This is a genomic window from Cupriavidus taiwanensis, from assembly GCF_900250115.1.
Classification (GTDB): domain Bacteria; phylum Pseudomonadota; class Gammaproteobacteria; order Burkholderiales; family Burkholderiaceae; genus Cupriavidus; species Cupriavidus taiwanensis_B.
The window spans coordinates 1,225,537-1,237,911 of record NZ_LT984804.1; the positions used below are offsets into that span (position 1 = coordinate 1,225,537).

Consider the following 12,375-nt stretch of genomic DNA (forward strand, 5'->3'; position numbering starts at 1 on the left):
TTTTCAGGCCCGATCATCTATCTACTAGTAGATGCGAGCCTGGGAGGCGACCTTCGAATAGCCACCGACACGGAATTTGACGCGATCCGACCCATCGCACCCAGGAGCCCATCATGACCAAGACCGCCAAGACCCTGATCACCGCCGCCATCCTTGCCTCCGCGCTCGCGGGCGGTGTCGCGCAGGCCGCCAGCGTGAACGCCAACGCCGGCGACCAGTACGGCTACAGCTATCACGTCGGCAACGCCGATGCCTTTACCGACGGTGCCCGCAGCGGCAAGTTCGATCCGTTCACGGAGGGCGCGCGCAGCGGCAAGTTCGATCCGTTCACCGACGGCGCACGCGTCGGCAAGCCCGACCCGTTCACGGATGGCTTCCGCACCGTCGCGGGCCTGGACCGCAGCGGCGTGTCGTCCGAGCCGGCCCGCAGCTTCGACCCGTACACGGACGGTGCGCGCGTCGGCAAGGCTGACCCCTACACCGACGGCGCCCTGGCCTGATTGCTGCCGGCACTGGCCGGCGGCCCACAACTTACGATGGCGGCCGTGGCCGCCGTCCGATGGAGTCCATCATGAGTTTGCGTGACAGCATCCTGTTGCTTGGCGGATGGCTGGTACTTTGCGTGACGAGTGGCTCGATGATCACCTTCGCCGCGCAGGTCCTGCCTGGCTAATGCCGATGTATTGCACCGTGCCCCGAGGCTAGGGAATTACCCCAGCCCCGGGGCATTTCAACTTGAGCGTCTATCTTCGCGTAGATAAACTGCTTGCATGAAAACCCAATCCGTACGCGAGCAGTTGCTCGAGCACACCCTGATCCTGATCCGCCGGCGCGGCTTCAACGGCTTCAGCTACCGCGACCTGGCGGAGCTGGTGGGCGTGAAGACCTCCAGCATCCACTATTACTTCCCGACCAAGGAAGACCTGGTCCAGGAAGCGGTGAAGGAATACAGCGCCCGCCTGGCCGAGCGCATCAACGGCATCGATACGACCCTGCCGGTGACCGAGCAGGCCGCCATCTACCTGGCACCATTCCGCGCCAGCTGCGGCTCGGACCAGATCTGCCTGTGCGGCATGCTGTCGACCGAGACCCTGTGCCTGCCGGAATCGGTCCACAAGATGCTGCAGGGCTTCTTCCTGCTGAACGAGCAATGGCTGGCCGGGCTGCTGGAGCGTGCCCAGCCCCATCGCAGCACGCCGTTTCCGGTACCGCCGGCAAGGCTGGCGCAGGTGGTGTTCGGCTCGCTGCAGAGCGGGCTGATCGCGGCACGCTTGTTCGGCACGTCGGACCGCGTCGAAGCCGCCGCCGACACGCTGATGGCTGCCGTTTCCGGTTGAGTTTGCGCGCGATATCAGTGGCGCGTCTGAAGCCGTCATGTGGCGCAAGCCGCATGGCGGTTTTTTTATTTGCCTTCCGCGCATCCGTCAGCCGGCGAACTATTGTTGCAAAATCAATGGCTTAGGGCCGCCCTGGGGAATGGCTATCGGTCCGATAGAAATGTTTTTCCTTGACTCTCTACCTAGTAGTAGATAGTATCAAGGCCATGGAAGCGCTGCACCGCCACCAACAAGCAAGACCAGGCGGTACGCGGTGGTCCCATTGCACGACCGGAAGCGGTCATTTTTTTGAGGCCGGCTATCTATCTACTGATAGATGTGGAATCGGAAGAAGACTGCAACAGCCACTGATACCGAATTGACGCGATCCCGACCCATCGCACCCAGGAGCCCATCATGACCAAGACCGCCAAGACCCTGATCACCGCCGCCACCCTTGCCGCCACGCTCGCAGGCGGTGTCGCGCAGGCCGCCAGCGTGCAGGACAACGCCGGCGACAAGTACGGCTACAGCTATCGCGTCGGCAACGCCGATGCCTTTACCGACGGTGCCCGCAGCGGCAAGTTCGATCCGTTCACGGAGGGCGCGCGCAGCGGCAAGTTCGATCCGTTCACGGAGGGCGCGCGCAGCGGCAAGTTCGATCCGTTCACCGAAGGCGCACGCGTCGGCAAGCCCGACCCGTACACCGACGGCGCGCGCACGATCGCGGCCACGGTGCCCGCCGACAGCTACGGCTACAACTACCGCAGCGGCAAGTTCGATCCGTTCACCGATGGTGCGCGCGTGGGCAAGGCCGATCCGTACACCGACGGCGGCCGCACGGTAGCCGGCCTGGATCGCAGCGGCGTGTCGGCCGGGCCGGCCCGCAGCTTCGACCCGTACACCGACGGCGCGCGCGTGGGCAAGGTTGATCCCTACACCGACGGCGCGGTCGCCTGAGAGCCGGCCGGCCTGGCGCCGGCCACCGAAAACCACAGGGCTGCCAAGGTGCGGCCCTGCTTCAGGAGTTGATCATGCGTTGGCGTGACACTGCGCTGATCCTGGGCGGATGGGTTGGACTTTGCCTTGCGAGCGGGTCCCTCATCACGCTGATCGCACAAACGCTGCCGGCTTGAAGGGCCAGGCGGCAAGCCGAGGAGCGGATGCCATGAGTACCCCAACCGTACGCGAGCAACTGGTCGAACACGCGCTGGTGCTGATCCGCCGCCGGGGATTCAACGGCTTCAGTTACCGCGACCTGGCCGAACTGGTCGGCGTCAAGACCTCGAGCATCCACTATTACTTCCCGTCCAAGGACGACCTGGTGCTCGAGGCGGTGCGCGAATACAGCGCGCGCAAGCGGGCCAGGCTGCAGACCATCGATACCAGCCTGCCGTGCGCCGAGCAGGCGCGGCAATACCTGGCGCCGCTGCGCGATGGCGCCTGCATCGACCAGGCCTGCGTGGTGGGCATGCTGTCGGCCGACGTGCTGGCCATGCCTGACGCCGTGCGCGCGGCGATGCAGGACTTCACCCGCCTTAACGAGCAGTGGCTGGCGCGCCTGTTCGAACAGGCCGCCGCCCGGGGCGCGGCGCCATTGCAGCTGCCGCCGCAGCAGTTGGCGCAGGTGGTATTCGGCGCGCTGCAGAACGGGCTGATCAGTGCGCGCCTGTTCGGCACGTGGGAACGCGTCGATGCCGCGGCGGCCCTGCTGACCAGCGCCATGCCGGTCGAGGAAGCGCTAGCCGAAGCTTGATCCGGACCGTGCGACCGCATCGCATACCCATTGCGGGTCGTCGTGCGGCAGGTCATGGCCGGCCCAATGGTGCGTCAGCAAGGGCACGTCCCAGGCCTGCGCGATGCGCGCCGAACAGGCCGGACTGACCAGTCGGTCCGCCGCGGAAGCCAGCAGCATGACCGCACAGCGCGGGGGCTGGGCGGGGGCGCGGTAGCGCGCGGCGGCCAGCAATTGCGCCAGCGCGGCCTGCCGGCTGACCGGTGCGTCCGCCGCGATGGCCTGCCACTGGGCCAGGTCGCTGGCCAGCGTGTCGGAGCGCGCGCAGGTGATGGCGTGGATGGTCCGTTCGCAATACGCGCGGTCCCGCCAGCGCTGCGCCACGCGCAGCAGCCTGCCCCAGTTGCGCGGACGCAGGCGCTGCGCCGGCGTGCAGAAGGGCCGCATGCTGGTATTGACCAGTACCAGGCCGCTTACTTCTTCCGGATACGCGCAGGCCCACTCGGTCGCGGCCATCGCCCCCAGCGACATGGCCAGTACGCGGTACGGTCCCGGCACGCCGGCGGCGCTCAGCTGGCGCCGCACCGCCGTCACCATGCCGCGCACGCTCCATGGCGCTGGCTGTGCCGACAGCGCGCCATTGCCGGGCAGGTCGGGCAACAGCGGGCGTCCCAGCCCGGCTGCCTCCCAGCGCGCCGGCAGCGTTCCCCAGTGGCGCGATTCGCGCGTCAGTCCCCGCAAGAATACCCATCGGCTCATGGCGGCTCCGTGTGCCAGTGCGCGCGTGCCTGTTGCAGCAGTTGGTCGCGCTGCGCGCCGCGCGGCAGCCAGCGGTCCGACGCAAAGGCGATGCGGCCGAGAAAGTCGAACAGGCTGACGTGCCGGCGCAGCACGCGCGCGGTGCGGTGCGCCTTGATCGGGTTGAAGATGCCCTCGCGCGAGAACAGCTGGCGCGGGTTTTTCTTGATCCACAGCCACGAGCCCAGTTCCAGCGTCATCGGCAGGAACAGGTTGCCGCGCGGGGCCATGTCATAGGCATGGTCCCACAGGTCGCCGTGCAGCAGGTACTGGTGGCTTTGCGGCTCGAAGGTATAGCCATGGTGCGGATGGGCCTGCTCGAACAGCGTCTTGAGCAGGTACATCTCGGCCAGGTGCGGCATCGGCCGGCGCGTGCGCGCGTACGGGAACCAGATGCTGTCGCGCCAGCCGTAGCCGGAATGGCAGTCCACCGCGAAGCTGAGCGGACGCGGCAGCAGTTCCTGCCGGACCACGCGCAGCAGGGCGCTGCTTTCGACCTCCATCGGCGCGCCGGCGGCGCCGCGGTACCACGGCAGCCAGGCGCCGATGCGCTGGCCGCCGGCCAGGAAGGGTACGCGCGCGTCGGCATCCTGCGGGCCGTTGCGCATCAGGTCGACGCCGTTGGGGTTGGCGCGCGTGCCGGCCCACATGCCGCCGGGGTTGACGATCGGCATGAACAGCAGCCGCACCGATTGCAGCTCGCGGTGCAGCAGCTCATCCCAGGCCAGGCGGGACAGCACCGAGCGCAGGTAATCCAGCACCAGTTGCGTGCCGATGCGCTCCAGCCCGTGAATGCCGCCGAAGATGCCGATGGCCGGCGCGCCCGGGTCGCGGCTGCCGAGCGTGGCGACATGGACGCCGAAGCGGTGGCCCTGCACGGTGGTTTCGCACACCACCTGGGTATCGAGCACATGGCTGCCGGCATCCAGCAAAGTCAGCAACTGGTCGTATTCCGGGAAGTCGGCGCGCGCGTGCATGGGTCAGGCGGCCGGCGCGCCTGCCGCCGCAAATATCTGCAGCACCGGCCAGCCGCGCGCCCCGGCGGCGTCGCGCAGGGTCGGGTCGGGATTGACGGCGACGGGGTGGCCGACGCTTTCGAGCAGCGGCAGGTCGTTGCGCGAGTCGCTGTAGAAGGTGGCGTGGGCCAGCTCCGTGTGCGCAAGGCCAAGCGTGTCGAGCCAGGCCAGCACGCGCAGCACCTTGCCCGGCCCATAGGCGGGCACCCCGGCCAGCGCGCCGGTGAATTCGCCGTGCACATCGTGCTGGGCCTCCACCGCCAGCAGGTGCGGCACGCCCAGTTCGCGCGCGATCGGCTCGGTGATGAAGCGGCAGGTGGCGGTCACGATGCAGCACAGGTCGCCGGCGCCGAGATGGCGCGCCAGCAGTTCGCGCGTGGCGGGCGGAATCGCGGGCACGATCACGTCGCGCATGAAGCCGGCGCGCCATTGCGTGAGCCGCTGGCGCGGATGGCGTGCCAGCAGCCCCAGCGCAAAGCGCGCATGGGCGGCGAAGTCGAGCCGGCCGGCCTGGTAGGCGGCCAGCCAGCGCGCGTTGTGCGCGTCGATCTCGGCCGCGTCGGCGCCGCCGACGGCGACCAGGTAGCGCGCCCATTCATATTCGCTGTCCAGTGGCAGCAGGGTATGGTCCAGGTCGAACAGGGCAAGGCGAGGTGCGGCAGGCATGCGCGAGGGCTCCGTAGGCGAAACCGCCAAGCTTGGCGCGGCGCGGTGACCGCGCGGTGATGAAGGACCGAAGTTTTCCGATGCCGGCATCGGCGCCTGCGTCGCGGCATATCCCGTCGTTTTCACCAGCATGCGCCGCGTCAGGCAGCCTGGGCCGCGGCAGCCGGCTGGTCCAGCGCCACGCAATCGAGGAAGGCGCCGACCAGCCGCGTCTGCCGCCGGCTCCGCAGGCAGTACAGGTATTCATGCAGCACCGGCGCGCCCGACGCAAAGGGCACCACGCGCAGCAGCGGGTCGCGCGGCACCTCGCCCAGCGGCACCACGCTGGCGCCCAGGCCCTGGCGGATCGCCTCGTAGATTGCTTCGCGGCTGCCGATTACCGTATGCGGCGGCAATTCCAGCCCGCATGCGGCCAGCGCGGTTTCGGTGGTCTTGCGTGTCATCGAGCCGTGCTCGCGCACCAGCAGGTGGCAGCCGCGCAATTGCGGCAGGTCGATCTGCCCCAGCCGTGCCAGCGCATGGTCGGGATGGACCACCAGCACCATCGGGTCGCTCGCCAGCCGGACGCGGGCCAGGCGGTCATCGTCCACCGGATGCGAGGACACCGCCGCGTCGATGCGGTATTCGAACAGCGCTTCGAGCATCTGCTGCGAGTTGCCGATATCCAGGCTCACGTCGATCGCGGGGTAGCGCTGCCGGAACGCCGCCACCGCGCGCAGGATGTAGTACGGCCCGGTGGCGCCGATGCGCAGGTTGCCAAAGCGCAGGTTGCCCGCGTTGCGCAGCAGGTAATCGGCATTGCCTTCCTGCTGCATCAGCTGCTCGACCACCGGCATCAGCGCCACGCCCACATCGCTCAGGTCGACGCGGCTGGCACGGCGATGGAACAGTTCCACGCCGTAGCTTTCCTCCAGCTGTCGGATGCGTCCCGTTACCGTGGGCTGGCTCACGCGCAGCTGCCGCGCCGCCATGGTGATGCTGCCCTGGCGCGCCACTTCGAAAAAGGTCATCAGCAGGTCGCCTAGCATGGTCATCCGCGCGGAGTTTTGGGGAAGAGTCCGGACCGGGCCGGACGACCGCGCAGTCTAGCGGCCCAATATGACAAAACGGCGACGCCCGCCCGGGCCGATCCGCATGGGACCGGCCGGGGCGGGACTGGCGTGGCGCCGGGTCGGCGGGTTGCGTCAGCCCGCCGCGCCCATCGCCGGGTCGGACACGCCGTCCGTGCCGGTTTCGATGCGCCCGGCAAAGCGGCGGGCAAAGCCGCCTTGCGCGGTGGTGACGGTGAAGTCGTACCAGTTGCCCTGGCGCGCCACCGGCCAGTGCTGCTGCAGCTGCATGCCGGCGGGCACCTCGTAGGTCCACGGGCCGTCGGCGCGGTAGGCGTTGGGCTGGACCGTGAAGGTACAGGGGGCGCTGCCGGTGTTGATCATGTCGACGTACACCGCGGCGTTGGCGATGTCATAGCAGACGCGGATTTCCGGCGCACTGGCTCCGGCCGCGGTCACCGCCGCGACGTCGCCGCGGAAGGCGCGGTGAAAGCCGTTCGGGCCCAGCACCCACAGGTCGTACTTGCCGCCGTCGCTGGCAAAGACATCCCAGCTGCCATGCAGCTCCTTGCCCGGCTCGACCATATAGCGGCGCGGCACACGGTCCAGGTGCAGGCGGTCGTAGACGTGGAACACCGCGGCCGCGGTGCCGGTGTTGCTGAACAGCAGCCACAGCGCGCGCTGGTCGCGGGCGTCTTCGCGCGCGCTGACGTGCAGTTCATAGGGCAGGGCGCGCGACGGGCGCGTGCCCGGGTCCTGCCGCGGCATCTGCTGGCTGCCCGCCGGGGGCAGCGGCACCTGCGGCAGCACGCCTTGCGCGGTGCGGATGGCGTCGGCGCTGGCCTTGTCGCGGCTGGGCAGCTGCGGCAGCGGGTTGGTATTGGGGCTGACGAAGTTGAAGGCCGAGGTCAGGTCGCCCGCCACCGCGCGGCGGAAGCCGCTGATATTGGGCTCCGCCACGCCGAAGCGTGCTTCCAGGAAACGCAGCACCGAGGTGTGGTCGAACACCTGCGAGTTGACCCAGCCGCCGCGGCTCCACGGCGAGACCACGTACATCGGCACCCGCGGGCCGGGGCCGTAGGGACGCTTGTCGACGTGGTACTCCGGCTTGACCTGTTCCGGGTCGAGCGTGGTGGCGCCGGCCAGCGTGTCGCCGTCGTAGGCCGGCGCGCACGGCGGCGGCAGGTGGTCGAAATAGCCGTCGTTCTCGTCGAAGTTGATCAGCAGCACGGTCTTGCTCCAGACCGCGGGATTGGCGGTCAGGGCATCGAGCACCTCCTGCGTGTACCAGGCGCCCTGCACCGGGCTGGACGGCCCGGGGTGCTCCGAGTACGTCGCCGGCGCAACGATCCACGACACCTGCGGCAGCTTGCCCGCGGCGACGTCGTCGCGCAGCGCCTGCAGGAAGCCGCCGTCGGGCATGGTGTTGGCCACGCCCTTGAGCAGCGGGCTGATAGCGTCGTCGGCACTGGTGTACGGCGGATAGGGACTGCCGTTGGCCTGGTTGCCGCGCGCGGCATTGGCGTCGCGGTATTGCTTGAAACCCGCGAGGGGGTTGTCGGTGAAGTTGTCCGGCAGGTTCTGGTAGACCTTCCAGCTCACGCCGGCGGTTTCCAGGCGCTCCGGATAGGTCTTCCAGGTGTAGGGCGCGGCCGAGCCGGTGAACGAGTCGCCGCTGTTGTCGATCACCGGGCCGCCAGAGGCGCCGGCCGGATCGTTGGTGCCGGTCCAGTGGAACAGGCGGTTGGGGTTGGTGCCGCCATGGAAGCTGCAGTGATAGGCGTCGCACAGCGTGAAGGCGTTGGCCAGCGCCACCTGGAAATCCAGTTCGGCCTCGGTGTAGAAGCCCATCGACTGGGTCTGCTTGTAAGTCGGCCACTTGTTCATGCGGCCCAGGTCCCAGGCGTTCTGTGCGTCGGGATACGAGTGCGGGGTGCCGCTGACGCGCTGCGCGTTGCCGGCGCTGCTGTCGAGGTGGTAGGGCAGCACGGTGCGGGTGGTGCTGCCGTTGGCATAGGTCTGCTGCCAGACGTTCAGGCCGCCCGCCAGCGGGATCGGGAAGCGGTCGCCAAAGCCGCGCACGCCGCGCAGGGTGCCGAAGTAGTTGTCGAACGAGCGGTTCTCCTGCATCAGGATGACCACGTGCTCGACATCGCGGATGGTGCCGGTGGCATTGTTGGCGGGGATCGCCAGCGCGCGGCGGATCGACGGCGGAAAGGCCGCCAGCGCGGCGGTGGCGGCGGCGCTGCCGCTGGCAAGCTTGAGGAAGTTGCGTCTGCTTTGGGAATTCATTGGATTCGGTGCCGGATGGTTGCGGGGAGGGTGGAACGGCCGGGCCGGCTTCAGGGCGCGCAGCGCAGCTGCGGCTTGACCGCCGGAGTCTCGCCGGGCCGGTCGCTGCCGGTCCCCTGGCCGGGGTTGCCGCCGGTGCCGGGCGCGCCGGGCGTGATCGGCGCCGCGGCCGGGGTGCCGCTGGTGCCCTCGCCGGAGTCGCCGCCGCAGCCGGCGAGCGCCGCGCTCAGCAGCAGGGCGGCCAGCCAGTGCGGCCGGGCCAGGATGGAAGGTCGGAAGGTCATGGTGTCAATCTCCTGCAGGGGGATCGGGATGCGGGGAGGGGGAGGGGCCGGCCGGCACCCGTTCCCTCACGAAACGGGTGCGCCGCCGGATTCTTGGGTTCAGGGATTCAGCGTCGACAGCGGCTGGCGTGCGCCCGTGATGGCCTTCAGCTCGTCGAGCGTCAGCACGCGCGTCCACAGCGCCAGCTCGTTCAGCCCTATCACGCCCTTGAGCGCGCCCGGGTTGTTGCCGACGTAGTTGTGGGTGGCGTCGTCGTTGACGCCCCAGCCGGTGCCAAGGCCGGAGAGCCGGGTCACGTCGGTGTTGGCGATCGCCTTGTTCTCGGTCTTCTGCAGGCCCAGCACCGGGTCGACCACATAGGCGCTGAAGCGCTTCGCCGTCGCGTCGACCGACAGCGCGAGGTACGCCCACTGGTTGGCCGAGACCTTCATGCCGTTGATGTCGTCGCGCTTGCCGCTGCCGCTGCCCAGGTTGAAACGGATCTCGCAGCTGCCGAACAGGGCGATGGCAAGGCCGGCATTGCCGCCCGAGATGTAGTTCTTGTTCGACAGGATCGGCTCGCCGGTGCTGTTGCCCTGGGTGCAGTCGGTGCGGAACCAGAGGCCGATGGTGAACTGCGGGCTTTGCGCGATATCGGCCGCATTGTGCCTGAGCTGGTAGCTGTCGATGCGCGAGTCCAGCTGCAGCGACTGGCCGCCGAAGTTGTCGGCGGCGAGCGTGCCGCCGTCAAGGCTTGCCACCCACGGCCCCAGCGTGGCCGCGTTCTTCGCGTCGGCGAAGGGCTTGCCGTCGAGGCTGAAATACGACGCCAGGCCATCGAGCAGCGACGGCATCAGTGTGACCGGCTTGACGTAGTGGATCTGCGCCAGGTACGACACCGGCACGTCATTGCGCACCAGAGTGTAGTTGAACTGGTACAGGCCCGTGGGCATGTCGAACGCCTTGTCGGTGAAGGTTCGCACTTCCGGCCCCAGCGCGGCGACCTGCACGCCGTCGCGCAACACGCGCGTAACGCCGTCAGCCGGGCTCGGGTTCTGCCAGGTCAGCGTAATGGCGTCGTTGTACTGACTGATGCTGGCGCCGATGGCGCGCACGCCGGCGGTGGTGGTGGTCAGCGCGGAGCCGTCGAGGCGCGTTGTCGCGCTGTCAGGCGCAACGCCGGCATGGGCCAGCACGGTCGGCACGATATCGGCCTCGCTCGGCAGCGCGGACAGGTCCGCCGGAGTGTCGGGCGCCAGCGCGCCTGGACGGGCCAGCGCGCTGTTCAGGGCCTTGTTGGTGGCGAGGAACGCGGTGCGGTTTTCCACCGTCGGCACCGTGGTGGTGGCGCCGGTGGCATCCAGGCCGTGGCTGGTGGTGACCAGCACCAGCCAGTCCTCGCCCGGCTGCGCCTGGCGGCGCGCGGCCACGGCGGCCAACAGTTCGCCCAGCGCCCGGTCGGTCTCGGCCAGCGCGGCGGCATAGGCGCCATTGCCGAAGCCGCCGGCTTGCGCGGCCTGCGCCGGCGCGCTGTACTGCGCGAACACCACGCCATAGCCGGACTGCACCTGGCGCACGGCATCCTGCGTGACGCAGCGGTCGACCCCGGCGCAATCGACCAGGGTATCGAGCGCGCCCGCGTCCTGGTCCGTCTTGAGCAGCACCGGTAGGGCTGGCGCACTGACCACGGCGCCTTGCTGCCTGCCGGGTTTGCCGGCTGCGCGCAGATAGTGGAACACGGTCGGCGCGCGCGGCGGGGTGGCGCCGGTGTCGTCGACGATGCCATGGCGATTGGCCCAGGCGCCGGTCAGCACCGTGGCCCAGCTGGGCGCGTCGAGCGGCGGCTGCGACGTGATGGTGCCGGGCATGCCGCCGGTGGCGGTCGGCACCAGGTTCAGGCTGGCCAGGTTGGGCAGTTCGCGCCGCAGCACCGCACTTTGCACCTGTGCATAGGTGGCGCCGTCGACGCCGACCAGCAGCACGCGCGGGCCGCTTGCGCGCTCAGGCTCCGGCGCGGGCTTGCTGGTGTCGGTATCGCTGGGCGCGCCTGATGGCGCGCTGTCGCCGCCGCCGCAGCCTGCCAGCGTCGCGGCCAGCATGACTGCGACGGTGCCGGCCAGCGCGCGCGCACGCGCCTTCCCCGCCGACCGGGCCGGTGCAAGGTTCCCTGCCATCGTTCATTCCCCTGTTCATCTGCGTTGTTGTGCGCCGGCGGCAAGGGCCGCGCGGCGGATTGCGTGTGCCGCAATGCGCTCGCAGAGTAAGAAGCGGGGTTGTCACCGTGGTGACAGCGGGGCAAAGAATGCTGATGGGGCTATTTGGATTCTTGGGGCGGACCTGGCAAGCGAGGGCTAGGCCTGCGGGGTGCCGCCGGCTTCGCCCCCCACGCCCGCCTGCATCAACAGCACGGCGTCGCGCTTGTCCAGCAGGTGCTGGCGCAGGATCTCGGCCATGCGCTTGCCGTCGCGGGCTTCGAGTGCCGCCAGCATCTCCTCATGGTCATGGATGGCGCTGTCCCATTTTGGCTTGCGGTAGTTGGAGCGAAAGCGCAGCGCCTGCAGCCGCCGGTTCACCGACAGGTAGGTCTGGCGCAGCGCCGCATTGCGGGCCGCCAGGTTGATGCGGTCATGGATCTGGTGGTTCAGGCGGTAATAGCCGGGCAGGTCTTCGTGGGCGCGGCACGCCAGCATGGCGTAGTGCAAGGCCTTGAGCTCGGCCAGCTCCACGGCGGTGATGCGCTGGCACGCCAGTTCGCCGGAAAACGCCTCCAGGTTGCTCAACAGCTCGAAAGTATCGCGGATTTCCGTCGCGGACAGGCGCGCGACGCTGGCGCCGCGGTTGGGCGAGATCTCGATCAGCCCTTCCGCCGCCAGCACCTTCAGCGCTTCGCGCAGCGGCGTGCGGGAGATGCCCAGGGTCTCGGACAACTCGCGCTCGTTGAGCTTGCGCCCGGGCTCCAGCGCGCCCTCGACGATCAGGGTGCGCAGATGCGTGACCACGGTGTCGTGCAGGCGCTGGCGTTCCACCGGAGGGAGCTGGCGCGTCACGTCAGGGTTTGAATCGGCTTGGATTTGCATTCAATTCGCCCGGTGGACAGATTGAATGCAAGTTTAGCAGCCGCTTAACAGGAACGCCAGATTGATGGTAAACCCAAGTTTCATCGGAGGTTATCGGGTAAACGCTAGCGAAAAAGACTCCTATCGGCTCTGTTTTTTCACCACTCCTTTGGTAGAGTATTT

Annotated in this window: 12 protein-coding genes; 4 read left to right on the top strand and 8 right to left on the bottom strand. The window is 68.7% G+C overall.

Annotation, left to right across the window (positions count from 1 at the left end; translation table 11 throughout):
• Positions 1-113: 113 nt before the first annotated feature.
• From CBM2586_RS22360 to CBM2586_RS22375, 4 genes are all read left to right on the top strand, one after another.
• Positions 114-500: a hypothetical protein gene (locus CBM2586_RS22360; RefSeq protein WP_115689851.1), complete on the top strand. Its 387-nt coding sequence runs from the start codon at positions 114-116 to the stop codon at positions 498-500.
• Positions 501-770: 270 nt separating this feature from the next.
• Complete coding sequence (locus CBM2586_RS22365) at positions 771-1,337, top strand: TetR/AcrR family transcriptional regulator (RefSeq protein WP_115664725.1); 567 nt, start codon at positions 771-773, stop codon at positions 1,335-1,337.
• A gap of 396 nt (positions 1,338-1,733) precedes the next feature.
• Positions 1,734-2,276: a copper resistance protein CopQ gene (locus CBM2586_RS22370; RefSeq protein ID WP_172587107.1), complete on the top strand. Its 543-nt coding sequence runs from the start codon at positions 1,734-1,736 to the stop codon at positions 2,274-2,276.
• Between the two features lie 208 nt (positions 2,277-2,484).
• Positions 2,485-3,072 (top strand): TetR/AcrR family transcriptional regulator, encoded by a 588-nt coding sequence (locus CBM2586_RS22375; RefSeq protein WP_115689855.1) that lies wholly within the window; start codon positions 2,485-2,487, stop codon positions 3,070-3,072.
• Here CBM2586_RS22375 and CBM2586_RS22380 read toward each other — a convergent pair.
• The 8 genes from CBM2586_RS22380 to CBM2586_RS22415 all read right to left on the bottom strand — a co-directional run bounded on the left by CBM2586_RS22380 (position 3,058) and on the right by CBM2586_RS22415 (position 12,213).
• Complete coding sequence (locus tag CBM2586_RS22380) at positions 3,058-3,810, bottom strand: alpha/beta fold hydrolase (protein WP_115689857.1); 753 nt, start codon at positions 3,808-3,810, stop codon at positions 3,058-3,060. The genes CBM2586_RS22375 and CBM2586_RS22380 overlap by 15 nt on opposite strands.
• The gene (locus CBM2586_RS22385; protein WP_115689859.1) at positions 3,807-4,826 is read right to left on the bottom strand and encodes a M14 family zinc carboxypeptidase; all 1,020 of its coding nucleotides are present in this window, start codon (positions 4,824-4,826) and stop codon (positions 3,807-3,809) included. Before CBM2586_RS22385 ends, CBM2586_RS22380 begins: the two co-directional genes overlap by 4 nt.
• Positions 4,827-4,829: 3 nt before the next feature.
• Entirely contained in the window at positions 4,830-5,531 is a 702-nt protein-coding gene (locus tag CBM2586_RS22390) for an HAD family hydrolase (protein ID WP_115689861.1), read from the bottom strand.
• Positions 5,532-5,671: 140 nt separating this feature from the next.
• Positions 5,672-6,559, bottom strand: coding sequence for a LysR substrate-binding domain-containing protein (locus CBM2586_RS22395; protein WP_115691422.1), 888 nt, complete (start codon positions 6,557-6,559; stop codon positions 5,672-5,674).
• 156 nt (positions 6,560-6,715) lie between these two features.
• On the bottom strand, positions 6,716-8,872 hold the full coding sequence (locus tag CBM2586_RS22400) for a phosphocholine-specific phospholipase C (RefSeq protein ID WP_115689863.1): 2,157 nt from the start codon (positions 8,870-8,872) through the stop codon (positions 6,716-6,718).
• 50 nt (positions 8,873-8,922) lie between these two features.
• The gene (locus CBM2586_RS22405) at positions 8,923-9,156 is read right to left on the bottom strand and encodes a hypothetical protein (RefSeq protein ID WP_115664710.1); all 234 of its coding nucleotides are present in this window, start codon (positions 9,154-9,156) and stop codon (positions 8,923-8,925) included.
• A 99-nt stretch (positions 9,157-9,255) separates the two neighbouring features.
• The gene (locus CBM2586_RS22410; RefSeq protein WP_115689865.1) at positions 9,256-11,310 is read right to left on the bottom strand and encodes an alkaline phosphatase family protein; all 2,055 of its coding nucleotides are present in this window, start codon (positions 11,308-11,310) and stop codon (positions 9,256-9,258) included.
• Between the two features lie 177 nt (positions 11,311-11,487).
• Entirely contained in the window at positions 11,488-12,213 is a 726-nt protein-coding gene (locus CBM2586_RS22415) for a GntR family transcriptional regulator (protein WP_115689867.1), read from the bottom strand.
• Positions 12,214-12,375 lie beyond the last annotated feature (162 nt).

Excerpts from the sequence above, each read along its gene's own strand:
- CBM2586_RS22360 (WP_115689851.1), top strand. The coding sequence starts at position 114 with ATGACCAAGACCGCCAAGACCCTGATCACCGCCGCCATCCTTGCCTCC.
- CBM2586_RS22365 (WP_115664725.1), top strand. The coding sequence starts at position 771 with ATGAAAACCCAATCCGTACGCGAGCAGTTGCTCGAGCACACCCTGATC.
- CBM2586_RS22370 (WP_172587107.1), top strand. The coding sequence starts at position 1,734 with ATGACCAAGACCGCCAAGACCCTGATCACCGCCGCCACCCTTGCCGCC.
- CBM2586_RS22375 (WP_115689855.1), top strand. The coding sequence starts at position 2,485 with ATGAGTACCCCAACCGTACGCGAGCAACTGGTCGAACACGCGCTGGTG.
- CBM2586_RS22380 (WP_115689857.1), bottom strand. The coding sequence starts at position 3,810 with ATGAGCCGATGGGTATTCTTGCGGGGACTGACGCGCGAATCGCGCCAC.
- CBM2586_RS22385 (WP_115689859.1), bottom strand. The coding sequence starts at position 4,826 with ATGCACGCGCGCGCCGACTTCCCGGAATACGACCAGTTGCTGACTTTG.
- CBM2586_RS22390 (WP_115689861.1), bottom strand. The coding sequence starts at position 5,531 with ATGCCTGCCGCACCTCGCCTTGCCCTGTTCGACCTGGACCATACCCTG.
- CBM2586_RS22395 (WP_115691422.1), bottom strand. The coding sequence starts at position 6,559 with ATGCTAGGCGACCTGCTGATGACCTTTTTCGAAGTGGCGCGCCAGGGC.
- CBM2586_RS22400 (WP_115689863.1), bottom strand. The coding sequence starts at position 8,872 with ATGAATTCCCAAAGCAGACGCAACTTCCTCAAGCTTGCCAGCGGCAGC.
- CBM2586_RS22405 (WP_115664710.1), bottom strand. The coding sequence starts at position 9,156 with ATGACCTTCCGACCTTCCATCCTGGCCCGGCCGCACTGGCTGGCCGCC.
- CBM2586_RS22410 (WP_115689865.1), bottom strand. The coding sequence starts at position 11,310 with ATGGCAGGGAACCTTGCACCGGCCCGGTCGGCGGGGAAGGCGCGTGCG.
- CBM2586_RS22415 (WP_115689867.1), bottom strand. The coding sequence starts at position 12,213 with ATGCAAATCCAAGCCGATTCAAACCCTGACGTGACGCGCCAGCTCCCT.